Annotated in this window: 23 protein-coding genes and 1 pseudogene; 12 read left to right on the forward strand and 12 right to left on the reverse strand. The window is 68.2% G+C overall.

Features of this window, described 5'->3' with window-relative positions:
* Window positions 1–6 precede the first annotated feature (6 nt).
* From ABD331_RS14000 to ABD331_RS14030, 7 genes and pseudogenes are all read left to right on the forward strand, one after another.
* Complete coding sequence (locus ABD331_RS14000) at window positions 7–309, forward strand: YrhB domain-containing protein (RefSeq protein ID WP_344474495.1); 303 nt, start codon at window positions 7–9, stop codon at window positions 307–309.
* A 369-nt stretch (window positions 310–678) separates the two neighbouring features.
* Window positions 679–1,845, forward strand: coding sequence for a S8 family serine peptidase (locus ABD331_RS14005; protein WP_344474497.1), 1,167 nt, complete (start codon window positions 679–681; stop codon window positions 1,843–1,845).
* Between the two features lie 75 nt (window positions 1,846–1,920).
* On the forward strand, window positions 1,921–3,951 hold the full coding sequence (locus ABD331_RS14010; protein ID WP_344475022.1) for a serine/threonine protein kinase: 2,031 nt from the start codon (window positions 1,921–1,923) through the stop codon (window positions 3,949–3,951).
* A gap of 273 nt (window positions 3,952–4,224) precedes the next feature.
* Window positions 4,225–5,115: an IS630 family transposase gene (locus ABD331_RS14015; protein WP_425565997.1), complete on the forward strand. Its 891-nt coding sequence runs from the start codon at window positions 4,225–4,227 to the stop codon at window positions 5,113–5,115.
* A 626-nt stretch (window positions 5,116–5,741) separates the two neighbouring features.
* Window positions 5,742–6,002 (forward strand): annotated as a pseudogene (locus tag ABD331_RS14020) (reverse transcriptase N-terminal domain-containing protein); the annotation flags it as partial.
* A gap of 230 nt (window positions 6,003–6,232) precedes the next feature.
* The gene (locus ABD331_RS14025; protein ID WP_344474499.1) at window positions 6,233–7,486 is read left to right on the forward strand and encodes a reverse transcriptase domain-containing protein; all 1,254 of its coding nucleotides are present in this window, start codon (window positions 6,233–6,235) and stop codon (window positions 7,484–7,486) included.
* A complete protein-coding gene (locus ABD331_RS14030) occupies window positions 7,483–7,761 on the forward strand; it encodes a hypothetical protein (RefSeq protein WP_344474502.1) in 279 nt (92 codons plus the stop codon). The genes ABD331_RS14025 and ABD331_RS14030 overlap by 4 nt, the downstream gene beginning before the upstream one ends.
* On the opposite strand, the gene ABD331_RS14035 is transcribed toward ABD331_RS14030, so the two are convergent.
* Genes ABD331_RS14035 through ABD331_RS14050 form a run of 4 tightly spaced genes read right to left on the reverse strand, consistent with a single transcriptional unit; the run spans window position 7,758 to window position 11,474 of the window.
* On the reverse strand, window positions 7,758–8,441 hold the full coding sequence (locus tag ABD331_RS14035) for a hypothetical protein (protein WP_344474505.1): 684 nt from the start codon (window positions 8,439–8,441) through the stop codon (window positions 7,758–7,760). The genes ABD331_RS14030 and ABD331_RS14035 overlap by 4 nt on opposite strands.
* On the reverse strand, window positions 8,438–9,796 hold the full coding sequence (locus tag ABD331_RS14040; protein WP_344474508.1) for a hypothetical protein: 1,359 nt from the start codon (window positions 9,794–9,796) through the stop codon (window positions 8,438–8,440). The genes ABD331_RS14035 and ABD331_RS14040 overlap by 4 nt, the downstream gene beginning before the upstream one ends.
* A 15-nt stretch (window positions 9,797–9,811) precedes the next feature.
* Complete coding sequence (locus ABD331_RS14045; protein WP_344474511.1) at window positions 9,812–11,092, reverse strand: WXG100 family type VII secretion target; 1,281 nt, start codon at window positions 11,090–11,092, stop codon at window positions 9,812–9,814.
* Window position 11,093: 1 nt separating this feature from the next.
* Window positions 11,094–11,474: a hypothetical protein gene (locus tag ABD331_RS14050; protein ID WP_344474513.1), complete on the reverse strand. Its 381-nt coding sequence runs from the start codon at window positions 11,472–11,474 to the stop codon at window positions 11,094–11,096.
* Between the two features lie 95 nt (window positions 11,475–11,569).
* Between ABD331_RS14050 and eccB the strand changes: the two genes are divergently transcribed.
* Window positions 11,570–13,021 carry a type VII secretion protein EccB gene (eccB, locus tag ABD331_RS14055; protein ID WP_344474515.1) on the forward strand — a complete coding sequence of 484 codons (1,452 nt, stop codon included), beginning with the start codon at window positions 11,570–11,572 and terminating at the stop codon, window positions 13,019–13,021.
* Window positions 13,022–13,025: 4 nt separating this feature from the next.
* Here the strand turns inward: eccB and ABD331_RS14060 are convergent, their stop codons facing one another.
* The 8 genes from ABD331_RS14060 to eccD all read right to left on the reverse strand — a co-directional run bounded on the left by ABD331_RS14060 (window position 13,026) and on the right by eccD (window position 19,480).
* Window positions 13,026–13,811, reverse strand: a complete 786-nt coding sequence (locus ABD331_RS14060) for a WXG100 family type VII secretion target (protein WP_344474517.1) — start codon at window positions 13,809–13,811, stop codon at window positions 13,026–13,028.
* Window positions 13,812–14,963 carry a hypothetical protein gene (locus tag ABD331_RS14065; RefSeq protein ID WP_344474519.1) on the reverse strand — a complete coding sequence of 384 codons (1,152 nt, stop codon included), beginning with the start codon at window positions 14,961–14,963 and terminating at the stop codon, window positions 13,812–13,814.
* Entirely contained in the window at window positions 14,960–16,294 is a 1,335-nt protein-coding gene (locus ABD331_RS14070; RefSeq protein WP_344474521.1) for a hypothetical protein, read from the reverse strand. Before ABD331_RS14070 ends, ABD331_RS14065 begins: the two co-directional genes overlap by 4 nt.
* A 2-nt stretch (window positions 16,295–16,296) precedes the next feature.
* A complete protein-coding gene (locus ABD331_RS14075; RefSeq protein WP_344474523.1) occupies window positions 16,297–16,674 on the reverse strand; it encodes a hypothetical protein in 378 nt (125 codons plus the stop codon).
* 69 nt (window positions 16,675–16,743) lie between these two features.
* Entirely contained in the window at window positions 16,744–17,049 is a 306-nt protein-coding gene (locus ABD331_RS14080; protein WP_344474525.1) for a WXG100 family type VII secretion target, read from the reverse strand.
* A gap of 18 nt (window positions 17,050–17,067) precedes the next feature.
* Window positions 17,068–17,406 (reverse strand): WXG100 family type VII secretion target, encoded by a 339-nt coding sequence (locus ABD331_RS14085; protein WP_344474527.1) that lies wholly within the window; start codon window positions 17,404–17,406, stop codon window positions 17,068–17,070.
* Window positions 17,407–17,612: 206 nt separating this feature from the next.
* Window positions 17,613–18,056 carry a YbaB/EbfC family nucleoid-associated protein gene (locus ABD331_RS14090; protein ID WP_344474529.1) on the reverse strand — a complete coding sequence of 148 codons (444 nt, stop codon included), beginning with the start codon at window positions 18,054–18,056 and terminating at the stop codon, window positions 17,613–17,615.
* A 38-nt stretch (window positions 18,057–18,094) separates the two neighbouring features.
* Window positions 18,095–19,480, reverse strand: a complete 1,386-nt coding sequence (eccD, locus tag ABD331_RS14095; protein WP_344474531.1) for a type VII secretion integral membrane protein EccD — start codon at window positions 19,478–19,480, stop codon at window positions 18,095–18,097.
* 189 nt (window positions 19,481–19,669) lie between these two features.
* Here eccD and eccCa point away from each other — a divergent pair, with 189 nt between their 5' ends.
* The 4 genes from eccCa (at window position 19,670) to ABD331_RS14115 (ending at window position 25,628) form a co-directional block, all read left to right on the forward strand.
* Window positions 19,670–23,650 (forward strand): type VII secretion protein EccCa, encoded by a 3,981-nt coding sequence (eccCa, locus tag ABD331_RS14100; protein ID WP_425565999.1) that lies wholly within the window; start codon window positions 19,670–19,672, stop codon window positions 23,648–23,650.
* A 30-nt stretch (window positions 23,651–23,680) separates the two neighbouring features.
* Window positions 23,681–23,995 carry a hypothetical protein gene (locus ABD331_RS14105; protein WP_344474535.1) on the forward strand — a complete coding sequence of 105 codons (315 nt, stop codon included), beginning with the start codon at window positions 23,681–23,683 and terminating at the stop codon, window positions 23,993–23,995.
* Window positions 23,992–25,107 (forward strand): transglycosylase SLT domain-containing protein, encoded by a 1,116-nt coding sequence (locus ABD331_RS14110; protein WP_344474537.1) that lies wholly within the window; start codon window positions 23,992–23,994, stop codon window positions 25,105–25,107. Before ABD331_RS14105 ends, ABD331_RS14110 begins: the two co-directional genes overlap by 4 nt.
* Before the next feature lie 110 nt (window positions 25,108–25,217).
* Window positions 25,218–25,628, forward strand: a complete 411-nt coding sequence (locus tag ABD331_RS14115; RefSeq protein WP_344474539.1) for a hypothetical protein — start codon at window positions 25,218–25,220, stop codon at window positions 25,626–25,628.
* Window positions 25,629–25,650 lie beyond the last annotated feature (22 nt).

Consider the following 25,650-nt stretch of genomic DNA (forward strand, 5'->3'; position numbering starts at 1 on the left):
AGGGCAATGATCGACGAAGACGAAGCCGGACAGATCGCACGCGAGTTCGTCCGCAGGCTGTCTCCCGAATACGGCGACGACCGGCTCGTCCTCAACGAGGCCGCGACAATCGAGAAGCCGTACGGTTGGCTGTTCACTTACACCACCGCCGCGTATCTGCGTACCCACGACCAGGAATACGCTCTCATCGGAGCCGGCCCCGTGCTGGTTCTGCGGGAGAGCGGCCGGGTCATCGACTTTCCCTCGTATCGCTCACAGGAGTCCGTGCTGAAGGCCTACGAGGAAGAGCTCGACACGGGAAGCGATTGAGCCGAGGTCTCAGGCCCAGGCCTCACCCGCGGTCTTGAGCGCTCCGGTCTCGTCGCGGGCAGCGCGCCTACCGGGGCGGGGCCACCGTCAGCAGGCCGACGCGAGCAGGACGACGAGACACGCGCGTATCTTGGCCCTGCCATCCCTGCGTGCGCACATCTTTCCTCGATCGGGTCGCCTCCGCCCGAGGCGATCCTGCTGGATCCGGCCTTCGGTGTCCTTGGCGGAGAGCGCAGTGTGTGTGGGCGTTGAGCGCAGATCGGCTCTCGGACCGAAACGCGTTTCCCCAGGTCAGGCCCATTGCGTGAAGGAGCCGCGCGGGTAGAGGATCTCGCTTCGAGGCGTCCGGGCGCGCTAGGGTGCTCCGTCATGATCGGTCGAGCGTTTCTGGCGGCCGGGCTGGCCCTCGGTCTCGTTCCCGCTCCGGCACTGGCCCGCCCGGCTGCCGCCGCGTCGGTGGTGGAGGAGTGCGACCCAGAAGTGGGTGTGGTGAAGTTGCCCGATCAAGAGCCATGGGCGCAGCGAAGGCTCGACGTCAAGACCGCATGGCGGCTGAGCACCGGCGCCGGCGTGCGGGTGGCGATCGTTGACAGCGGCCTCGACGCCGAGCACCCTCAACTGCGCGGGTTCTCCGCCTTCGTCGACATCACCGGCACCGGCTACACCGACTGCGTCGGCCATGGCACCGCCGTCACCGGGATCATCGCCGCTCGCGTCTATCCGGGTGTCACCTTTCATGGCGTGGCCCCGCAGGCGACCGTCATCGAGCTCAAGCAGAGCAATCAGCCCGAGGGCCATGTCGCCAATCTGGCCACGGCCATCGACACGGCGGTGCGGCTGAAAGCCGATGTCATCAACATCTCGATCAAGGCGGCCGACAATCCCACACTCAAGGCGGCGGTGCGCAACGCCCTGGCCAGCGACGCCGTGATCGTCGCCGCCGCGGGCAACATCACGCAGAAGAACAAGGACGCGCCGGCCTATCCGGGCTCGTACGAGGGGGTGCTGGCCGTCGGCTCGGCCACTCCCGACGGGCGGCGCGCGGACTCCTCCAGCACGGCGACACCCGTCGGCGTTCTCGGGCCGGGCGTTGGCATCACCGCTCCCTGGCCGCGTGGCGCGTACAAGCTGGATCTTGAGGGGTCCAGCTTCGCCGCCGCCTACGTGTCCGGGACCGCCGCACTGGTGCGCGCCCGGTTCCCGCACCTTGACCAGGAGCAGGTGCGGCGGCGCATCATCGCCACGGCCGACGGCTCCGTCGGCCAAGGCACAGGAGCGGGCATGGTCAACCCGGTCCTGGCGGTCAGTGCCGTACTGCCCTTCGAACCCGCGGGCCGGCCAGTGGTGGCCGCGCCTCCGCCCGCACCGATCCCGGCGGACGTGTTCGCCAAGCTCCCGCAGGAAGATGCCGTGACCAGAGACCTCGCGCTGGCGGTCTTCGCGGGAGCGCTGATCCTCGCGGCCGTGATCGGCGGGCTCGGGCTGGTGCTGCCGCTCGGCAGAAGCCGGGGCTGGCGCGTCGATCCGCCGGCTTAGCTCCGTCGGCGCGGCCGGTTCAGCCGTCCTCCTTACATCTTGGTACGCCACGCTCAGAAGCGAAAGGATCACGATATGCACCCGTTACAGCCGGGTGACCCCAAGAGGCTGGGCGACTACGTCCTGTCGGAACGACTTCCGAGCGGACCGCGCGGGGCGGCCTTCCTCGGACAGAAGTCGGACGACGCGCCCGTCCGGGTGATCAAGTTGTTGACCGGTATGCCGGAGCACGACACGGAAAGTGTCGCGCGCTTCGCCGCGACCCGGCGGGTTTCCAGCTCGTACGTCGCAAGAACCGTGGACGTCGGCCTCCACGACGGCCACCCCTACGTCGTCCGGGAGCACGTGAAAGGGCGCAGCCTCGCCGAGGCGGTGGCGGCCGACGGGCCGCTCGGCGCCGACGCTGTGGAACGGGTGGCGGTCGCGGCGCTGACCGCGTTGACCGCCACCCACATGGCGGGCATCGCGCACCGCGGTTTGACCCCGAACAATGTCATTCTGGGCGCCGACGGTCCTCGGGTGACCGACCTGGACCTCGGCGACGCCGCCGGGGAGATCGGCTACCGCTCACCCGAGCAGTTGACGGGTGGGCCGCACAGTTCCTCCGCGGACCTGTTCTCCTGGGCAGCCACGGTGGTCTTCGCGGCCACCGGAAAGGCGCCGTTCGACCACGAGGCCGACGCGGTGCTGACCGGGGTGCCCGCGCTGGGCGCACTGACCGAGCCGCTGCGCGGAGTCGTTCTCGCGGCGTTGTCCAAGGACGCCGGCCAGCGGCCTACCACGTACAAGGCGATGTTGCGCCTGCTCGGTGGCCAGGAAGCCGACCCGGGGGCCACGGCGAAACTGTCGACGGCGCAGGAGCCGGTTCAGCTTCCGCTGAACGGGCCGCTGCCTCTGCCGCCAGGAAGCGGGAATCCGCTGCTCGAAGGCGTGCCGTTGCAACCGCCGCCCCCGCCACCGCCACCGCCGATGCCTCCCCGAGCGTGGGGGCCGCCACCGACGCAAGAGCCACCGCATCGGCCCAGAATGTGGCGGGGCTCGGTCGTGGACGAGCCAGGCCCGCGCCGCAAGTTTCCCGTCGCCCTGGCGGCATCCGTGGCCGCGCTGATGGTGCTGTCAGGCGTAGGTCTCTGGGGCGCGAGCCACTATGCGGACGCCCAGCGCATCAATGCGGTAGGCGTGGCAGCGGACGGCAAGACCACCGGCGACGCCGGCAAGCCGGCTGACGCGACGAAAAGCGCGGTCACGGATCCCGGCGACGGTACGGTTCCGCGGTTGGACGAACCGGACAGCGGAGTGCCCCAGGCGGAGGTGACCGTGCCCTGGGCCACCTCCAGCGACGACCCGTACGGGGTGGGCCCGCTCGTCCTGCCCACCGAAGAGCCGTCGGACAGCCCCACCGCGCCCGTGTACAGCACGGTGCCGACGCCCTCCCCGCCGCCGACCCGGCCCGTCCCCACGGTGCAGCCGACGGCCACCGTGTCGAAGAGCCCACAGCCGTCGGCTTCGCAGGCGACCAAGACCGTCACGGCGAAGCCGACGGACAAGGCCACCACGACGCCTGAACAGTCTCAGGAGCCGAAGGCGTCTCCCGCGAAGAGCACCGAGGCCCCGCCCGCGACGCCGTCTCCCTCCAAGAGCACGCAGGCTCCCGCGCCGGCGCCACCGTCCACCACGCAGGCACCCGCTCCCGCGCCGGAACCCACCAAGACCGCGGCACCGCCGCCCGCGCAGCCGGAGCCGGCCGGCAGCGCGGCACCGCCACCCGCGCAACCGGAGCCGAAGAACCCCTACACGGCGGCTCAGGTGTGCGGGGCGGGGTTCTACGTGCAGCGTTCACAGCCGTTCAACGGCGGTGAGACCTTCCAGCTCTACAACACCGGCACCAAGCAGAACTGCGTGGTGACGATGAAGTACGCGGGTGTGGGCGCGGCCGGCCCCGTCAGCGCGACACTCGATGTCCAGGGTGGCGAGAGCGCGACCGACAGCGGCAACTACAAGTACTATGCCGGGCCGGTGAAGCTGCCCGCTCCTGGCAAGTGTGTGAAGTTCTCCGGCAGCGTGGGTGCGGCAAGCACCAGCGCGGGCTGGGCGAACTGCGGCTGATCCGGCGCACGGCTACGGCTCCACCTGGAAGGCATCCCGGGTGGAGCCGTCGCCGTCGTAGCCCTCAGGCCCGCCAGGCAGCCCGGACGCGGCGGGTGCGGTTGACCGCGCGTTCCGCCGTGCAGAACCGGTTAGTGAGCTGGCTTTGAGGTCTGTGGTCACCACTTGTGTTGCTTCATGTAACTGGGTGGTGACTTCGGAGCCGGGCGGGAGTGTGCTGAGGATGTGGGAGACAGCAGACTGCCGCCGCTGGTACTGACCGCGGGCGAGCGGATGACCTCGCAGGGCTGGGCGTCTCGCCGGTCGACGGCACAGGGGCTGGCGTTACGTGCGCGAATCGTGCTGGAGTGCGCGCGAGGTGACTCCAACCTCGCCATCGCCGCGCGGCTGGGGATCGCGCGGGGCACGGTCACCAAGTGGCGGGCCAGGGTCATCGCCGCCCGCCTGGACGGGCTGGCCGACGAACCGCGGCCCGGTGTTCCGCGCACCATCACCGATGCCCAGGTCGAGCAGGTGGTGGTGGCCACGCTGGAGACCACACCGCCGGGCGAGATCCACTGGTCCAGACGGCAGCTGGCCGCCCGCGTGGGCATCTCGCCGACCAGCGTCGCCCGGATCTGGAAGGCCTTTGGGTTACAGCCCTGGCGGACCGAGACGTTCAAGATCTCGCCCGACCCGCTGCTGATCGACAAGATCCGCGATGTCGTCGGCCTCTACCTGGCCCCGCCGGCCAACGCGGTGGTGTTCAGCGTGGACGAGAAACCGCAGATCCAGGCGCTGCAGCGCAGCGCTCCCGTGCTGCCGATGATGCCCGGGGTGCCCGAGCGGCGCACTTTCGACTACGTCCGGCACGGCACCGTGGACCTGTTCGCCGCCTTCAACGTCGTCACCGGGGAAGTGGTGAGCAAGGTCACCGCCCGGCACACCGCGGCCGATTTCCGTGACTTCCTGGCCGACCTTGATGCGGTCGTTCCGGCCGGCCTGGACGTGCACGTCGTCTGCGACAACCTGTCGGCTCACAAGGCACCGGTGGTGCAGCGATGGATCATCGCCCATCCCCGCTTCACCCTGCACTTCATCCCCACCTACTCAGCCTGGCTCAACCAGGTCGTGCGACACGAAGTCGCATGCGAAGAGTGGAATATGCCGAAGGAGGTCGCTTGATGTCGACGGCATAATGCCCGGTCCAGTGCGCAATGGACCGTCCCCGCCCCGGCGTGCGTCATGGGTGACCGTGAGGTGCGAAGCCCGGGGAAATGCCCAAGAGCCCTCGTTCCATCCGAGGAGCACAGGCTGGGGAAGACCGGACGGGTGAACGCAAGTGAAGCCTCGATGACGCCTCGTCATTAGCACTCCCGCAGATGGGTCGCAGGAGCGGGAGATAGGGACCGGCCGCTGGAAGGCGGCGGGTGCCGACCGGAGGAATCTGGCCGGTCGGGAGCGCACCACCGTCCCCGGGGTTCAGAGGACGCCCTCCCCGGTCGCATCTCTCGCATGCGGAACGTGACAATCCCGATGGGGTCCAGGCCGTGCAATGCGGGCTGGTAGGCCGACCGTGAGGAAGACGCAACTCCCCAGCGGGCGCAGGAAGACCCGAGAAGCGAATGCCGGTAGCCGAAAGGCTGCAGGAAACCGGCACCCGAATGCCGGCTCCTCCGCCGGCGGGTGCCGCATAACTGGCCGGATAGGGGCTGATGCCCTGGCCTGAAAGGGTGCTGACGCGGGTCTGGTGAGCCTGCGAAGACGAGATGACCGAGACGCCCGAACCGAGGGACAAGTTGGACACCGGCATGGTGAACGGACCTGAGGACGACGGCTTGGACTGGGACCGGATCGACTGGGGCCAGGCCGAGCGGGAAGTACGGCGGCTGCGGCAGCGGATCTTCGCGGCATCGCAGGCCGGAGACCTCGCCAAAGTGAGGAATCTGCAGAAGCTGATGCTCCGCTCGCGCAGCAACGCTCTGGTGAGCGTGCGGCGCGTCACGGAGATCAACGCTGGCCGCAAGACGGCCGGGATCGACGGCAAGACGGCCCTGCTGGCCGTCCAGAAGGCCGAGCTGGCTGACTGGATCCAGCATGAGACTGCCGCGTGGTCGCCCCGTCCCGTCAGGCGGGTGTATGTGCCCAAAAGCAACGGACGCCGCCGCCCGCTCGGCATTCCGGTGATCGCTGACAGGGCGTTGCAGGCCCTGGCGGTGAACGCGCTGGAGCCGGAGTGGGAGGCCCGGTTCGAGCCGAAATCCTACGATTCCGGCCGGGCAGGGGCTGTCATGACGCGATCGTGGCCATCCACACCACGGCGAGCCGCAAGGACGCCAGACGGCTGTGGGTGCTCGACGCCGATTTGGAGGCGGCATTCGACCGGCTCAGCCATGATCACATCCTGCAGTCGCTGGGCTCCTTCCCCGCTCGGGGGTTGGTGCGCCGGTGGCTGAAGGCGGGGGTGATCGAGGATGGCCGGTTCACCTCCACCGGGGAGGGCGCTCCCCAGGGCGGGGTGATCAGTCCCGCGCTCATGAACGTGGCATTGCACGGCATGGAACAGGCGGCCGGAGTCAGGTACTGGGAGACCAGCGGCGGCCTGCGGGCCACCCCGGACTCGCCCGTCCTGGTGAGATACGCCGACGATGTGCTCGCCCTGTGTCACTCCCGTGAGCAGGCCGAGAATATCCAGCAACGCCTCGCGAACTGGCTGGAGCCCAGGGGTTTGGTCTTCAACCAGGCCAAGACCCGGATCACCCACCTGGACCAGGGGGTGGACTTTCTGGGCTTCGAGATCCGCCGGTTCCGCGGCAAGTTGCTGACCAAGCCGAGTAAGGACGCGTTACGGCGGATCCGCAAGCGGCTGTCCCAGGAGGTGACGGCCCTGAGAGGGGCCAACGCCGACGCGGTGATCGCCAAGCTCAACCCGATCATCAAAGGATGGGCCGCCTACTACCGGATCGGGGTGTCCAAACGCGCCTTCGGCGCATTGGACGCCCACCTGTGGAGACTGGTCTACAAGTGGGCCAAGATCTCCCACCCGAACAAGCCGAAGCGCTGGATCATCGCCCGGTACTTCGGCATGTTCAACACCGCCAGGCGCGACAAGTGGGTGTTCGGGAGCCAGGAAACCGGCTTCTACCTGCGCAAGTTCGCCTGGACGAAAATCGTCCGGCACCGGATGGTCGCAGGCCGGGCCTCCCCCGACGACCCGGCCCTGACCGACTACTGGACCGAGCGGCGCCGCCGCACCAGGATCCCGGTGGACGCCGCCACCTGGCGGCTTCTACGCCAGCAGAACGGCCGATGTCCGCTCTGCCGGGGCCTACTGCTGCACGCCGACCACGAGCCACAAAGCCCGACCGAGTGGCAGCAGTGGCTCACGGCCACGCGCACGGCGATCCGCAAACAGGCGATCACCAGCGCCGTGGATCTCGGAAACCCGGACGAACACGCCGCAACACGTCTCATACACGCCCACTGCCGCCGCCGACTCGGCGACGGCACCAACCCAGCATTTCCGCACGGCCTCGAACCTTCAGGGCTTGCTTGAGCCGGTTACCTGGAAAGCGGGCACGGCCGGTTCTGAGGGGGCCGGGGCGCGGTAACGCGCTCCGGCTACCCGACGAGCGCTGGTTCGCCGAGCTTCAGCGCCGCTGCCTGGACCGCGGGGTGTTCTGCTCGGTCGAGCACCTCACCACCGCGCTCCACGACTGGATCGACGCCTGGAACGACAACCCCCGCCCATTCATCTGGCGCAAGACCGCCGACCAGATCATCGACCGTATCTGCCACTACTGCTCACGAATTTCCGGACCAGCTCACTAGGCCTGGTTCGGCACGGGCAGGTCCCCGATGACGACCTGCTCGAAGGCGGGAGCGTCCTTGACGGTGACCGCATCCGTCGTGCCAGGGTCCACGAACTGGCCGAGCAGCATGCTGGCGAGCAAGGCCAGGGCGGCGGCCGAGCCGTACACCGTGAGCATTTTGAGTAGTACGCCCATCGCCTTCCGCTCCGCCTGAGTGGCCGCCGTGGTCGTCACGCTGTTGGCGAAAGGATCAACTGGAGCGGATCGAAAGGCGAAAGCGAGGACGAGCAGCAAACCGCCCAGCGAGGCGGATGTCAGCGCGGCGGTGGCGGACATCTTCGCCAACTGGTCGAGGGCTGCGGCCAACTCCCTGTAGACGTTCCCGGTTTTCGTCACCTCGCTGGTGAAGCGCTCGGACTCATCCGTCATCTGCGGCCGGCCCATCTGTTCCCAGTGTTCGGTCTCGGCGAGGAGTGTCGTCACTCTCAGTTTCGCCTGATCGACGTCGTGAGTCACGGCCCGCACATCGCGAGCCCTGTCACGGATGTCCTCCGGGTCGGACAACATCGTGCCGATGATCGCGGCACATAGATCGCAGATGATGGCGAACGCCGGATTGGTCGTGGTGCGGGCGGCCGCGGCGCAGCCGGACACTCCCAGCACATAAAGGGTCGACCCGTCCTTGTAGTGATCATTCACTTCGGTTTCTCCGGCGTGCTGTTGGTCTCGGCGTCTCGCATCACCTTGGCGCCTTCGGTCAGTTGCTGCTGCCAGCGGCTCAGCCGGTTCTTGGCATGCTTGAGATAGTCGGCGGCGGTGTTGCGCGCCGACGCGTAGGCAGGGTCGAAGGCCACCTTTCCGACAAGGCCGAAGCCTGGGAAGCCGGGTGTGGCGTGTCTGATCGCGTTCTCCGCCGCGGCGAACTGGTCTCCCGGTGAGGAGGAACCGCCCTCGGGGGAAGGCGCAAGGTCACTACCCAGCTTCTCCAGAGTCGAGGGAGATGCTTCGCGCCAATCGCCGTATACGCCCCCGTCGCGCAGAATAGCCGCTCGGTCCTTGGGAGGCTCCGCCTCGGCCGTGTCCTTGCCTGCGTCGGCGTCCGCGGCTCCGGTGGTCGGGGCTGCGGTCGTCGGGGCTCCGGTCGTCGGGGCTGCGGTCGTCGGGGCTCCGGTCGTCGGGGCTGCGGTCGTCGGGGTGCCCACAGCCGGGGCGCTTGGGATCCCGCCACCACCGCTGGAGGTCTGCGCGTTGTCTCCTGAGCCCTCACCGCCCTCGGGCGCGCTGCCGGTCGAGGTCTTCGGGGCGGACTGCGCGGGGGCGCTCACCGTCGGAGCGGGAGCGGGCGCGACCGGTTCCGCAGGGCTGGTGGCCTGAGGGGGAGTATCGGCCGGGTCCTGTGCCATCGGCGACGTGGACGAGGGTGCTGTCGTGGCTGGCGTCCCTGTGGTCGGGGCTTCTGTCGTGGGCGGTGTTTCCGCGGCCTGGGTCGCTGTCGGTGAGGTGGTTGCGGGGGAGTCGGGGTGGGAGGTACCGGAGCCCGGGGAAGACTCGGCCTCGGCGGGCCACTCCGGATTCGGCGGCTCCGCGACGCTGTCGTCCGGCCGCTCCTCGCGCGAGCCGGGATCCACGGTGTCGTCGCCCGCATCGGAATCGGCCGGTTCCCATGCCGGATCACCGGTCGCGGCGCCCGGCTCGGCGAGCACGGGTTCGCCGCCCGGCTGCCACGCCGGGTCTCCGACCGCCGCTTCCGGCTCCACGAACCCAGGCTCTCCATGAGAGCTGCTCATATGAGCGGGGCTGTATCCGCTGGTGGTGTCGGCAGGGCCGGGGTGATCCGGGGAGACGTCAGGGGTCGTCGAGCCCGGCGGGGCGGAGGCGGTGACCATGGTCACCGCACCGTCCGCGAGTGACTGCTGGTCCTCGGGCGTGGCCCAGTTGAGAAGGCTGTCTATGCTTCCGAACTCGGCCATCCGCGCCTCCGCCGGGTCGGCGGTCTTGGTGCCGCTGTCGCGGGCGGCTTGACCGCGCTGGTCGTTGTCTTCGTTGAGGGTCACACCCCTCTCTTCCCGCTAACCGATCTGCTCAGAGACGGCGTCGTCCGTGTCGGCGCCCCAGACGTCGTCATCCTCGAGAAGCCAGGTGGTCTTCTCTCTTTCCTCGGATTCCTGGGCTCCCGTCCCTGCGCCCGCCATCGGCATGAACGGCATGCCGCCGCTGGTCATGGAGGCAAGCCTGGCGTTGAGCGGTCCTGCTCCTGAGCCGGTCATGACGTTGCCACCTGTACCGGGGCCGGCGGGGGCGGCGTAAGGGTGGCTGCCGTTGGGCTTGGAGGCGGGGTCGCCCGGATCCCAGCCGGCCGGGCGTTGGAAGTCCTCGAGCGTGGTGCTGGCGCCTGACGGTTTCCCGGCGCTGGCGTCCGGTGTCCCCGCGTTGGTGGTGAGATCCTGATCAGGGGTGTTGACCGTGCCTGGAGTGCCGGGGTTGCCGTCGTTGAGGTTGCCGTCACCTGGCAGGCCGCCAGTGGAATAGGTGCTGCCGGGGACGTCGCCGTTCGTCCCGGTGCCGCTCGAGTCCGCGTCGCCATCGGGGTGGGTCAGGTCCGGAGAGGTGCCGTCCGGCAGGTTGGGCAGGTCTGATTCGACGGGTGGGGGCATGCCGGTGCCGTCCAGGCCAGGGCCCTGAAGGTCGCCGCCGGGCGGTTCGATCAGGTTCGGATCGATGTGGTAGTCGTCTCGCTCCGGATCGAACGTGAAGTCCGGGCCGGGAGGCGCGACGGGGTTGAGGGCGGGAATGGCCTTGCGCACAGTGGCGGGAAGTTGTTCGTAGATTCCGAGCAGGTCATCGTTGAGCAGCCGGAGATGTTGGCCAGCGAGCTCGTCCCGCGAGCCCCATTCCCATCCCCCGTTCATCGTCCGGTAGTAACCGGGGATGCTGTCGTCCCAGGTCGCGTAGTTGTGCGTGCTCCACGACCCGCTCTTGTCCTGGACGAAGTCCTGGTGCTGCCGTAACCGCTTGCTGAGCGCCTGCAACGGCGAGCCCACTGCCTTGAACTTTGCCGCCAGTTCGCGGGCGGTGGCGTGCAGGGCGCGCAATGACTGCTGCGATTCGACCGACGGCGTCCCTTCCCAGACCTGAGCCATCACCACCGCTTGCGACATCAGGGTGTCCTGCAGCGTGGTGAGTTTGCCCGCGGCGGCCAGGTAGGAGTCCGCCATGCTTTCGATGGCCGCCGGGTCGATCTTCATGAAGAAACGCGTGACGTCCGCGACGCTCCGGTCGTCGTCGTCGACGGAGAACGACACCGGTCCGTCGGGGCGAAGGTCGGTCTTCCCCGTCAGGTTCTCAGCCATCTCATCTCTCGTTCGCCTCGTTGGCCTGCTTGTAACTCGCCGCGCTCGCGCCGATCAGCTCGACCGCGGTATCGGCTACCCTGTCGAGCTCGCTGTAGATCGCGGTCAAGGCTTCGTGGCTCTTCTTCAGTGCGTCGGCGAAGCGCGCGCCGCCTTCCCACTCGTCTATACGCTCGATCGCATTGACGAGCGTGTTCACCGTGACGCTGTGAAATTCCACATCAGAAAGGGAGCCTTCGCCGCTGGATAACCCGGTCAGCGCACTCCGAAGGGCGGCGACCACGCCGTTGAAGGCATCATGGTCATATCGGACGGTGTCTCTGTCCGCAACAAGTCCAGGCCAGTTATGCTCCAGTTCCGGCCCGTCATCCGCTGCTGCCATAATATCCTCCCGCATGCGGTTGATCGCATCAGACTACTCGACTTTCGTTTCCTTGTGTAGAAGTGCGGCATTCACCCCTACCAATGTCCTGCACAATGTGCGTACCATTGGTCGGCGTGCAGACCCGTAAAGACCTCTACCAGGCCCACAAATTCTTGACCCAGCGCCTGGGACTGGCGTTGCTGCAGGGTGAACCCGACCTCCCGGAATCGCCCATGCGGCGATACAACGTGGCGACGTTCGCCGGCATTCTTCTGATGGTGCTGATAATCGCCGGGTTCGGAATTTGGGGCATGCTTCAGCCCGGCGGGGCCACCGAACTCAAAGAGGCAGGCCAATTACTTGTCGAGGAAGAGACCGGCGCCTCCTATATCTATAATCAGGGTGACGGCAGGCTGCAGCCCGTGGCGAACTACGTCTCCGCCAGGCTCGTGCTGGACAGTCAGGAGATCAAGGTCCGCACGGTGTCGGCCAAGTCGCTGGCCGGCCTGGCCAGGGGCCAGAAGATCGGCATCCCCGGCGCGCCCGACTCTCTGCCCGGTCCGGAAGAGATGATCAAGTCGCCCTGGACGGTCTGCGTCGTCGAGCAGACGGACGCGACCGGGATCCGCCGGTCGTACGTCACACTGCTGGGCGGGATCGACGTCGGCGGAGCACCCGTGGGCGGTGACGCGCTGGTCGTCAACGACGGGCAGCAGAGCTGGGTGCTGTGGAACAACCACCGCATGCTCGTCAAGAACCTGCGGCGGCTCACCGACCAGGCGCCGCGCAAGGTGCCGGCTTCCTGGGTGAACGCCATTCCCGCCGGGCCCGACTTCGCCGCGCCCGCGGTTCCGCAGCGCGGCAAGCGGGTGACGGGCCCCGGCGGTTTCCCCGCGCGGGTCGGACAGGTGTTCACGATCGCCTCCATTCCCGGCACTCCGGATCGCTGGTACGTCCTGCTCGCCGACGGTCTCGCGCCGATCAGCCGCACACAGGCGTCGCTCCTCCTGCAGGACCCGGACAGCAAGATCGCCTACGGGAAGGGGCAGGTGCGTCAGATCGCCGTCGACGCGGCCACGGTCAACGCCGCCGAGATCTCCGGAGTTCGGATGCTGGGAGGCGGGCTGCCGGTCACCATGCCGCGCTTCCGCACGCCGGAGGCGTCCACTCCCCTGTGCGCGGTGTACGCCGACACGGTCAAGGGCTCGGTCCAGGCGCGACTGACGACCGGCGCGACGATGACCCTCCCCAAGCCCGCGAACAGCGGCGGCCCCGACCACGTCGACCAGGTGCTGCTGCCCCCGGGCGGCGCGGCGCTGGCCGGTCGGCTCCCCGGGGAAGGCCAGGCGGGCGGGGTCAACGAGTACTCCCTCATCACCGACCAGGGCATGCGGTTCCGGCTCGCGACCGCCGAGGTCGTGGAGAAGCTCGGCTATGACGCCACTCATGTGGCACCGGTGCCCGCGCACCTGCTGCGGCTGATCCCGGAAGGGCCGCTGCTGGACCCGGCCTCGGCACGGATGCCCGTCACGGAGGTGAGCGCCGGTCGTCTCACCGGCCGGTGAGCCATCAGCTCTGCCCGGGCAGGGAGATGCCGCCGTCCGCCAGGCCGGATTGAGGCGGAGTGAGTTTGCCCGTCTCCTCGTTGTAGACCAGGCTGGCGGTGTCGCCGAATTCCGGCATGCCGCCGGACTTCAGCACGTCGAGCTCGGTGGGTATCGCCGTCAACGTCGGGAACATTTTCCCCGCGGTCTCCGATTGCGCGGTGACCGTGTAGAGCAGGCCCAAGAACAGGGTCAGCGCCATACCGTGCTTGATGAGCAGGTTCTTCCCCGCCTTTTCCGCGGTCTCACCGAGCCACTTCGACAACTTCTCGGCGGCGGAGATGGTAAGGAGGTTGCGGCGAAGGACCTGCACGGCCACACCGATCGCCATCAGGGTACTCGCGATGACCATGCAGGCGATCGCCCCGGCGTGATACAGCTTCGCGCTCTGGTCGACCGCTTCGCCCGTGGTGTCGCGGGTCGACTTGAGCGACTCTATCGACTCGGTGAAGGCGTCGTACGCCACCTGGAACTGCTCGAACGCGCCACCTTCCCAAGTGCCCTTCTCCTGCAGAGCGGCTTTCAGCTCTTCGAGCCTTTTCTGCAGGTCGGCCAGCTCGGAAGCGGTTCCGCCGTTCTCGGTGGTCCGCCAGATTCTCGCCGACTGCGACATCTGCCCCGGGTCGGAAATCATGACACCGATCATCGCGACGATGTAGAACGCCCACCGTCGCCTGATCAGGGCCGTGGCGGCGAAGGACGCCATACTGAACGCCACCCAATACAGTGTCTGACCATTCTCCTGACTCATCTATCTCTCCTGGCCGATGACCTCAGGCGCGATGTCCTCGTCGCCGTCCCACACACCTTCGTCCTGTGACAGCAGCGAGCTTCCCTCCCGGTCGCGCTCGTCGTTGCCGTTGGCGGCGCCGGACATGGGCATCATGGGCATCATCGGCATGCCGCTGCCCATGCTGCCCGCCGCGCTCATGCCTGACGGGCGCAGACCGGCGCCGGCGCCGCTACCTGTCGGCGAGCCGTACGTGGTCCCGGGACGCGTGCTCGTATCGACCAGGCTCGGGTTCGGCACGCCATTGGGCTGCTGCGTCCTCGGGTCGAACGATGAAAGATCGGTCTTGTCCTGTTGTGGGTTGAGAACGGAATCCAGGTCAGGGACTTTCGTGTTCAAGTCGTCAGGGGAGCCGGCACTCGGGACCTGCGCCGTGGGCAGATCCGTGCCGGGGGTGCCGGCATCGGGCAGGTCCGGACTCAAGGAATCGGTGCCCGGCAGGTCCGTGTTCGGCAGGTCCGTGTCAGGAAGGCCCGAATCAGGCAGACCCGAATCAGGCAGGCCCGCGTCCGGAAGGCCCGCGTCGGGCAGGTCGGGACTGGAAGGATCGGCCTCCGGCATCTCCGGCATTTCCGGGCCCGGGGTCCCGTCAAGGCCAGGCCCTGGCCCCAGCGTCGGGTCCGGGCCGGTCTGTGTGGGTGGCGGGGCGCCTCCCGCGTCATCGGCATCCCGATAGTTCGCGGCGGCCTTCTTCAGCGCGACCTTCCAGCTCTCCAGCGCCTTGTTGCCTTCTTCCAGAGCGGAGGAATGGCGTTCGATCGCCTTGTCGTGGATGATCGCGACCTTGTAGCCGATCACGCCGAAGCTGGGGAACGGAACACCCAGGTCACCGGACTTGGCTCGCAGCGAGTCGATGGACGCCTTGGGTGCGTCGATCCGCTGGCTCGCGACGTCCAGACCGTCCGCGCTGAAGGAGATGTGTGATGAAGGGGGCTTCGGGTCCTCGGCGGCGACCGGCATGCCGCCGTACGTGGTGCTGTACACCAGCTGACCGGTTCCGGGGATCTGCTGCGTGGTGGCGGCAGGCTGCTGTCCCTGCTGCTGAGCGGCCCCCGCACCGGCAGGCTGTTGTGCCTGCTGCTGGCCGGAGCCGGTCTGCTGCTGGTCGCTCATCCGATGACCGCGTCTGTCACGTCCTGGCTGCCGCCGTTCCAGGATGACTTGTCCTCCGGCACGTACGTGCCGCGTTCCAGATCGCCGCCGGTGTCGTTCCCCATCACGCCACCGGCCCCCATCATCGGCAGATACGGCATGCTCGACACACCTGTCCCGCTTCCGCCCCGTATCGAGGCGAGTGCCGCAGCGGGTGTGTACGAACCGGTCGAAGGGCCGATCACCGAGGGGGCGGCGGCAGGGGGCGCCGTGCTCACCGGGAGTTCGCCGATCGTGGCCGGTGCGACGGCCGCGGGTTGCTGATAGGCCGAAGCCTCGGTCCGGGTGGGATCGATGTCGGCGGGCACGTCGTCGGGGCCGGTCCTGTCCTCGGCACCGATCACCGGTGGGGTGGGCTCGTCCCCCGTGTCCGCTTCAAGGTCGCGATCCCGATCGGCGTCCTGCCCGCCGGGCCGCTCCTGGGCGGCGGGGTCGCCTCCGCCGTCCGGCTGCTCCTGAGCACCACTTCGGTCTCCGCCTTGGTCCGGCTGCGCCTCCGGCCGGGTCGCGGGCGGGGAGCCGGGGTCCGCGGCCGGGCGGACTTCGTCCTGCTCGCCGCCCGTGAAACCCTCGTCTCGGCCGTGCGCCTCACCGGTACCGCTGGTGCCTGCGGCGTTCCCGCCATCCCGGTCAGTGGTAGACGCGCCGGACGGGGTCACGTTGCTGTTCTGGTGGGCGACCGTCGCCGAGGAACCAGGCACGGACGGGTTCGTCACCGTCGGCAACTCGTAGGTGACGCTGGACGGCAGCGAGGTGATCTGAAGGTTCTGGATCTTCTCGTTGAGCCTCTTCAGTGCCTCCTGCGCCATGCCGTTCTCGACCAGGGTGACCTCATCTCCAGCAAGGCTGAGCCCTCTGCTGAATTTCTCGTTGAATTGGATGAGCGCCTGGACCCGCTCGTGGTTCCTGTCCACCTTGATGCCGTCGACCTCGGCGATCGCCGTGGCGGTGAACTCGGCGTAGCGTTGCAGGCACCACCCTGTGTCGGCGCACTTGAGCGCCAGTTCGCGCCCGGTCACGTAGATGAGCTCCAGTGCCACGCGCGCCTTGTCGGCATCCGGCCCCTTCCAGATGGTGAGGATCTTGCCCGCATGGGTCATGATCCCCACGGTGGCGGTGACGAGAGCGTTGGCCAGCATGTCGTACGCCGATGCGGCCTTCATGATCTGCTCGTGCTGAGCCGTCCCGAGAAGCTGCCGGATCGTGTCCTTCGGATGTAGCTCCGTCTGGCCGGTGGGGGGCGGGCCCGACCAGATGGTGAGGGTTTTCCGCTCCGCGCCGCTGCTGGCCATGGTCAGGCGCCCTCGCTTCGCATGTCCGCTTCGGCATGGTTGCTCGCGCTCGCCTCGACTGCCGCGACCACGCTCTTGTATGCCTTGATGAACTCCGCGTAGACCTGTCCGAGCTGCTGTCCCGCGCCGTCGCCCGCCGCCGCGCCGAAGGTCTTGGCGTCGGCCCACTGCCCGAACGGTGTGGCACCGACGTGGATGTCGGCGACGGCCGATCCGTCGCCGCCGGCCTTCTCGACAGCCTCGATGCTCTTGGCCAGTTCCCCGGCGACTGCTCGCATCGTGGAGGGCTCGTGAACCCTCCCGTCGCTTTTGATCAGCTCAGCCGTGTACGGATCGATGAAGAGCGGATCGACTGGCGGATCGGCATCCGGCGTACCCATTGCTTACCCCTGCGGACGAGAGCTCCCGGCCACCGCGGTGACCGAGAGCGAAGGCGCGGACGATGACGGTCAGTTCGTCCAGATGGCGATGTTGCGCTGCTCGGCGGCCTGGTAGTTGCCCTTGGCGATGTTGACGGCCTTGGCCGCCTCGAACAACTGCAGGCCCATCGCCTGCTCGTGCTTGTTCCACTCGTTCTTCACGGTGTTGAAGAACTGCTCGGCTTCGCCCTCCCAGCTGGCGCCCAGCTCCTTCTTGATGTCGGCGAACAGATCGTCGGTAGCCTTGTCCAGCTCGGTGACGATCTTCTTGAGCTGCTCGTACGCCTGCTCCATGTCGCCGAACTTGACGAACGTGTGATCATCGGGAACGGTCATTGCGATCTCCGTGGGCTGCTAGCTGTTGATCACTGAGTCGATCCGGCCATAGCCGTCCCTGGTCAACGACCCTGACAGGTCCATGTTCTGATCCGCGGCGTTGCGGTAGACGCCCGCGCCCATGTTCAGCCGGTCGTGGATGTCCTCCAGGATCCTGATCACCGCCTTGAACTCGACGTCCCAGCCGTCGAGCGCGCGACCGAACTCCACGGACGCGCGGCCCCGCCAGCCCTGCGTGGTCAGCTCACCCTTGATCTCCTGCACCCGCTGACGCATGCCCTCGATGTACTGCGCGGTGTTCTGGCAATACCCCGCCGCATTGGTCAGCTGCGTCGGACTCGCTCCATACAGCGCCATTGCACCTCCAACAGACCTGATGGCCGGCAGCCCGCATGAAACGGACCGCGCCGCAAAAGAACAACGATCCGCATGCTAGCCATCACCAGACTCATCGATCACAGCAATTCGCCGCGAGAAACAACTCTGCGCTCATTCACAAAAAGCCCTGCGCGCTACGCCAAAAGTGCGGGGGCGTGAGAATGGAAATGAGCCCGGATCCCGGCTCAGAGTTCCAGCCGCCGCCGAATACGGTCGAGTTCACCCATGACGTCATCGAATGTCCGGTTATATGCGGCCTCTGCTTCCTTCAACTGCTTGGTGGCCGCCTCGGGATCGTTGATGTAGCGCATCGGGTTGTCCGCCTCGCCGAACGCCGCGGTCATGCCCTCGGTGATCTGGCGCTGCAGGTCGGCGGCGGCCTCTTTCACCGCCGTCTTGATGAGCTCGGCGAGATCGCCGGAGGGCAGGCGCAGGGCCTTGGGGTGCAGGTAGAGCTCACGGAGCCCCTCCTGGCCGTACTCGACGACGATCAGGCCGTCCTCGTCCTGCGCCCGCCCGACGTAGGAGTCCATGTCCTTCTGGAACTCCTCCATCCGCGCGAAGTGCTCGTCCGCCTTCTTGATCAGCCTGTCGATGTCGATGTTGGCGAAGTCACCGAATCCCTGCACGGCTCTCACTCCTCTGCCTGAAAGGGGGCAGCAACGTATCAGCCGGACAATCCGCGAACCCAGCTGTAGATCTCCAGCACGTCGGCCGCGAGCGGGAAGAGCTCGACGACCAGCACCACTTCCAGGATGTCCACGGCCCTCCCCCAGAACGGCGAGGGTTTGCCGGTGGCCAGCCTCGTCCCGACGCCCACCGCCAGCAGGGCCGCCCACAGCAGGGCCAGCGCCACGACCAGCGCGCCGATGACTCCGCCCTTGGCGCTCAGCGCGCACGCCACCATCGCCAGGCCCGCCACCCCGGAACCGATCAGCCAGATCCGCTGACCGCGACCGGAGAAGACCCGAGCGCGCAGGATGAGCGTCACGGAGAGCGTGACGGACATGATGTACGAGGTCAGCGCGTCGTGCGGCACCAGCAGCGACTGGGCGAGCAGCACGGACAGGGCGACCGCGATGACCAGCCCCGTGGCGTTGCGCTGGGCGATCAACGTGCGCTCCTGGACCGCCGCCGCGTCGAGCCGCTGGTTGTCGGCGCGCAACTCTTCGGCCGTGGTGGGCAGGGCGGGCAACGGCACCCGGGCGAGCCGGAAGGCGATCGACGGCACCAGGGGGCTCAGTGCCAGCAACACGGCGATGGCCACGGCCGCCACCCCGGCCGGCGCGGCTCCCGTCACCATGACCACGGCGGCACCGCTCGCGCCGCACGACGCGGCGATGGCCGTTCCGAGGAAGCCGGAGGTGCCGGACGCGATCGCGGTCCCGGCCAAGGCCGAGGTGAGCGCCGTGCAAGCGAGCGCGGCGAGCAGATGAGGGGCTCCCGTCCCCGCCGGGTTCGCGCTGCCGGCGAGCGCGAACAGCCCGGCCAGGAAGCCGTACGGCAGCGCCGCGTACCCGATCAGCGCTCCGGACATGGACGCGCCCAGCGCGCGCGACAGCACGGTCCCCGTGGCGATCAGCAGCAGGGCGAACACCGCGAAGACGATCGTGCTGATCAGCGGGGGCAGGCCCGCCAGCGCCAGGCCGGCGGCGCCGAGGACGAGCAGGGCCGCGGCGCTGGCCGCACCGGCGGTCCTGGTGTGTGCCGCCGTCCAGTTCCCCGGCCCCTGACGCACCCCGGTGGCGACGACGTCGGCCACGTCATCGAAGATCGCCGGCGGCAGCGGCGACTCGCGCGGGCGCAGGTAGAGGATCTCGGCATCGAGCACGCCCAGGGCGCTCAGGCTCTGTTCCAGGTCGAGCGGCTCTCCGCCGAGCCGCTGCAACACCCATCCCGGCGAGGACGCGGCCTCACCGCCCACCTCTCCGAGCATGCGTAGAAGCCCGGGCAGTACATGCGGCAGCGGGATATCGGCGGGCAGCGTCAGGTCTGCTTTGCGGCCGGGCCCCACGATCGTGACCTGGCACACGATGGGCAGCGGCAAAGGCACCTGCGCGAGAGCGCCTTGCTGAATTGGCCCTGAGCGCGCCGGGGCGGACGTATCAGGCCCTTCTACAGCAGAAATAGACTCCGGCGGAGGATTTTTAATCATTGATCCCACGGTCCACTCCGTCTCACCTTCATCATGGACAGGAAGAACATAGCGGGTTATATCTGGTAAGAACTTCGCGTGAGCAAAGTGGTTGTCCGGCGCCCGGAGCGCCGCCCCGGCCCCAAGCCACCTCGCGGAGAAGTCATGCTGGAGTCTCCGCCGGAAATTCCAGAGGTCCAGGGCCAAGGCTTTATGCTGGTGCTCGCCTATCTGCCCATGCTGGCCGGAGCGGCGGCGATGGCGTTGATGTTCACCTCGGGCGGCAACGCCAACCCGATCATGTACGTGGCCAGCGGCCTGTTCGCCGTCTCCATGCTCGGCATGACCATCAGCCAGATGGGCCGCCAGGCGGGCGAACGCAGGTACCGGCTGAACGGCGCCCGCCGCGACTACTTCCGCTACCTCGGGCAGGTCCGCAAGAACGCCAGGCGCACCGCCAGGCAGCAGCGCGAGGCCCTGGAGTGGAGAGGCCCCGAGCCGGCATCGCTGTGGTGGATCGCCATGGGCCCGCGCCTGTGGGAGCGGCGGCCACGCGACGACGATTTCAGCACGGTACGCCTCGGCACCGGCGTGCAGAAACTCGCCGTCCAGCTCATCCCCCCTGACTCCAAGCCCGTGGAGGACCTGGACGCGCTGGCCTCCGGCGCGTTGCGCAGGTTCATGCGCGCCCATTCCACGGTGTCCCACCTGCCCGTGTCCGTCGCGCTCTCCTCCTTCGCGCGCATCCGGCTCAGCGGTGACCTCACGACCGTGCGCGACCTCGTACGGGCTCTGATCGGCCAGATCGTGGTCTTCCACTCCCCCGACGACATGCGCGTCATGGTCTGCGCCGCCCCCGGACGCATGCCGCACTGGGAGTGGGCCAAGTGGCTGCCGCACGCCCAGCATCCCGACGCGATGGATGTGGCGGGGCCCGTACGGCTGATGGCCGAGGACCTCGGCGACCTGGACCGGCTCGTCGGGGGCGAGCTCAGGGAACGGCCCAGGTTTCAGCCGGGTGCACCCGCCGGAGCGCTGCCGTACCACGTGGTGATCGTGGACGGCGGGCACATGCCGCACGACTCGCAGCTCGGCAGCGACGCCATCCAAGGCGTGACCGTCATCGACCTCACCGGCTCCACGGGGGCGGTGGAGGAGGAGATCACCCTGAGGCTCGACATCCAGCCGGGCGACCTGCACATGGTGAAGGTCGACCACGCGGGCAAGGAGCGCAAGACGCGGCTGGGCGCGCCGGACAGGCTCTCCATGGTGTCGATGGAAGGCCTGGCCAGGCAGCTTTCCCCGCTCCGCGCGTCCTCCATGAGCGGCGGCGACGGCGAGGACATGCTCTCGATCAACACCACGCTCGCCGATCTGCTGGGCATCAGCGACCCTCATCGGCTGGATCCGGCGATCACGTGGCGGCCACGGGCCGGTCGTAACAGACTGCGCGTGCCGATCGGGCTGAGTGCGGACGGCCGCATGGTCGAGCTGGACATCAAGGAGTCGGCGCAGGGCGGCATGGGCCCGCACGGCCTGCTGATCGGAGCCACCGGCTCCGGCAAGTCGGAGCTGCTGCGCACGCTGGTGCTCGGCCTGGCCGTCACGCACTCCTCGGAGATACTCAACTTCGTCCTGGTCGACTTCAAGGGCGGCGCGACCTTCCTCGGGCTGGACTCCCTGCCGCATGTCTCGGCGGTCATCACCAACCTGGAGGACGAGCTGCCCCTGGTCGACCGCATGCACGACGCCCTGCACGGCGAGATGGTGCGCAGGCAGGAGCTGCTGCGCGCGGCCGGCAACTACGCCTCCCTGCGCGACTACGAGCGGGCCCGCGAGCAGGGCGCCGAGCTGAAGCCGCTGCCCACGCTGTTCGTCGTGCTCGACGAGTTCAGCGAGCTGCTGTCCAGCAAGCCCGAGTTCATCGACCTGTTCGTGATGATCGGCAGGCTCGGCCGCTCGCTCGGCGTGCACCTGCTGCTGGCCTCTCAACGCCTGGACGAGAGCAGGCTGCGGGGGCTGGACACCCACCTGTCGTACCGGGTCGGTCTGCGCACGTTCTCCGCCATGGAGAGCCGCGCCGTCCTGGGCGTGGCGGACGCCTACGAGCTGCCGTCGGCGCCGGGCAACGGCTATCTCAAGTTCGACACCAGCGGCATGACCCGGTTCAAGGCCGCCTACGTCTCCGGTGTCTTCCAGGCCGACACCAGACGGGTGACGGAGGACGGGCAGCCCGCGACGCGCGAGATCGTCGAGTACGGGCCGCGCTACGTTCGTCCGCCCGCCGTCGAGAAGCCGCCGGCGAAGGACCCCGCGGACGCCGAGGAGAACGGACCTCAGCCCAGCCTGCTCGACATCGTGGTCGGCCGGCTGCGGGGACGCGGCCCCGCAGCGCATCGCATCTGGCTGCCGCCGCTGGGCGAGCCGCCGGCGCTCGCCGACCTGCTTCCCCGCCTGTCGGTGACCCCGGAGCTCGGGCTGTCCACCCCAGATTGGAACGGCAGGGGACGGCTGCACGCCGTCATCGGCGTCATCGACAGGCCCTTCGATCAGCGCCGCGACTCGTACTGGCTGAACCTGTCGGGCGCGGCGGGCCACGTCGGCGTCGCCGGCGGCACGCAGAGCGGCAAGAGCACCGTGCTGCGCACCCTCATCAGCAGCATGGCGCTCACGCACACCCCCCGTGAGGTGCAGTTCTACTGTCTGGACTTCGGTGGTGGCGCGCTTTCCGCGCTGGAGGACCTCCCGCACGTCGGTGGCGTCGCCAACCGGCAGAACGCGGAGAAGGTCCGCCGTACGGTCGCCGAGGTCTCGGCCATCCTCCAGCAGCGCGAACGGGACTTCGGGCAGCGCGACATCGACTCGATCGCCACCTACCGCAAACGGCTGGCCGACGGCGCGATCGAAGGCGACGGCTGGGGGGACGTGTTCCTGGTCGTGGACGGCTGGCTGACGATCCGGCAGGACCACGAGGCCCTGGAGCAGCAGATCACCGACCTCGCGGTGCGCGGGCTCGGCTACGGCATCCACGTCGTGGCGACCACGAACAAGTGGTCGGAGTTCCGGCCGGGCATCCGCGACCTGTTCGGCACCAGGATCGAGCTGAAACTCGGCGACGCCTACGAGTCGGGGATCGGCCGCAACGCCTCCGTGGCGGTGCCCGACGGCACTCCGGGGCGCGGGCTCACCAAGGACGGCATGCATTTCCTGTCGGCCCTTCCCCGGATCGACGGGCTGCGCAGCGCTCCTGACCTCGCCGACGGGATGCGTGCCCTGGTGGACAGCGTCAAGACCGCCTGGCACGGCCCCGTCGCTCCCCCGGTGCGGCTGCTGCCGTCGCTGCTGCCCGCAACCGGCATGCCAGGGCCGGAGCAGACCGGCCCGCACCGCATCGCGATCGGCATCGACGAGGCGACGCTCTCCCCCGTCGCGCTCGACTTCGAAGCCGACCCGCACTTCATCGTCTTCGGCGACACAGGGTGCGGCAAGTCGAACGTGCTCAAGCTGATCATGGAGGGCATCGTGGCGCGCAAGACGCCCAGGGAAGCCAGAATGGTGGTGGTCGACTACCGCCGCTCCCTCCTGGACACCGCGGCCACCGAACACCGCATCGGCTACGCCGTGGCCAGTGTGGCAGCCGCCGAGCTGATGCAAGAGGTGCGCACGGCCCTGCTCAAGCGCCTTCCGCCCGCCGACCTCACCCCCGACCAGCTCCGCCGGCGGAACTGGTGGCAGGGATCCGATCTCTATGTCGTGGTGGACGACTACGACCTGGTGGCCACCTCGAACAACCCCCTGCAACCGCTGGCGGAGTTGCTGCCGCAGGCGCGCGACATCGGCCTGCACCTGATCGTGGCCCGCCAGATGGGCGGCGCCGGCCGGGCGCTGTACGACCAGGCGGTGCAACGGCTCAAGGAGATGGCCAGCCCGGCACTGATCATGTCAGGCAACCGGGAGGAAGGCGTGCTGTTCGGTAAGACCCGGCCGCAACCTCTCCCGCCCGGACGGGGTTTCCACGTGGACCGGAAATCCGGGGACCGGCTGATTCAGACGGCGTTCCTGGAAACGCCGGAAAACGCCTCTGACTAAATCCGGCGGTATCCAGTATGCTCCATTTCCATGACCACAGGATTTGTAGACGCCTCCTACCAGGCATTCGACGAGTGCCGGACGCGGGTCCGCACCGCGTCCCAGGAGTTCAATGTCGCCGACATTCTCAAGGACAGTAAGTCGAAGACTCCCGCCGAACGGACGGACCCCACACTCTTCGGCATGCTCAACAATGTCACCGACCTGACCGCGCAAATGGACGCGACCTGGGCCGCCGTCCGGGCCGAGATCGAGAGCGGCCGGCTCAGGCTGGCGGAGGTGGAACGGGCGCTCAGCGACGTCGAGACCAATCTCCGCACGGCCGCGACGGCATCCGGCGCATGAGCCTCGACGCGCCCGAGATCACCCAGTTGCCCGGCGGCGATGTGCTGTCAGGCCTGCTCCAGAAGGTCATGGGCGTCCCTCAGGGCATCAGGGACATCGCCTCCGCCTGGCGAGCGTGCTCGTTCCAGGCGGCGAGCACCACCGCCGCACTCGTCAGGCATGTGAACGACGTCGACCTGAAATGGGAGGGGGATTCCGCGGACGCCTTCGACACACACATGCGCCGCTACCCGAAAGCCGGCGAGGAATTCAACGCCGCCATTCGCGGCGGCGCCGAAGCACTCGTCAACCTCGCCAATGCGATGGAAAACGCGCACAACAATGTCGAGGCGCTGTGCAAGCAGGCCCTTACGACCGCGGTCACGCATATGACCGGGTATCGCGCCGCCAATCCCGGCAAGGACGAGGCCGCCGTACTGGCGGCACTGAGCATCAATCCCAGCATGGTCAGCGTCATGAACAGCGCCATCGAATCGGCCAAGGGGCACGTGAAAACGGCCGAGGACGCGGTCGTCGCCGCCAGGGACACCTTGAAAGGCCACCTCGACGCCGGGTTCCGTTTCTTCACCGATATCCCCTCACCCGGCGGGCCGGACTTCGTTCCCGGCGAGGAGAAGGTCGTCTGGACCAGGACGCCCTTCCAGGAGCAGGCTCAATCATCGGGTTCCGGCGGCGGCGCCTCATCAGGAGGAGGTACCCCCGCGCCCAAGGCCGAGGTCGTCGAGTGGATCAAGCAGGCGCTGACGATCATCAGGTCGCCCGAGATGGCGGACATCATGCGCGAACGCGCCATCGACGTCGGCGATCTCGACCCGAACGACCCCGACGACGTCAACCGCATCTGGACGATCATCTACCACGAATCCGGCGGAAACCCCGGCGCCATCAACACCTGGGACATCAACGCCCAGAACGGCGTGCCGTCCCAGGGCCTGATGCAGACCATCCCGCCGACGTTCAACGCGCACGCCCTGCCCGGCCACGGCAGGATCCTGGACCCGGTGGACAACATCATCGCGGGCGTCCTGTACACCTACAGCCGCTACGGGAACCTCGGCGGCCACCCCGGCATCTCGTCCCTGGAGCAGGGCGGCGGCTACAAGCCCTATTGAGCTGCGCCGATCTCCACAACAGTCTGCGTTCCACGCTAACGACACGGGGCGACCGGCGCCGCATCATTACCCCTGCGGCACATCCCTCTGCGTTCACCTGGAGATGAAGCATGACGTTGATGAAGACGGCGGCCGGCGTGGCCGCGCTCGGCCTCGCCGTTGTCTGCACCACCGCCACCGCGTCGGCATCACGCCAGGCGGCCGAGACACCCGCCGTGGTCTGCGGCCCGGGTTACCAGGTCGAGCGTGAGGCGTCGTTCACGGGTGGCGTCGCGTACCTGCTGTACAACGCCGCCAAGCGGAACGCGTGCGCGGTGACCTTCAAGACCAAGGAGGTGGGTGCGCGCACGCTGGTCTGGTCGGCGGTGGACGTGAAGGGAGCCGGGGTGGTGAAGAACGAGGAGATCACGCCTCTCCACACCGTGCCCGTCTACCACGCCGTCCCGGCCGGCGCCTACGTGAAGTTCTCCGGCGGGACGAAAACCGCCGACTCGGGCGGCGGGTACGAGCAGGTCAAGTGATCGCCGGGCCGCGTTCGACGCA

Source organism: Nonomuraea monospora, assembly GCF_039531895.1.
Taxonomy (GTDB): Bacteria; Actinomycetota; Actinomycetes; order Streptosporangiales; family Streptosporangiaceae; genus Nonomuraea; species Nonomuraea monospora.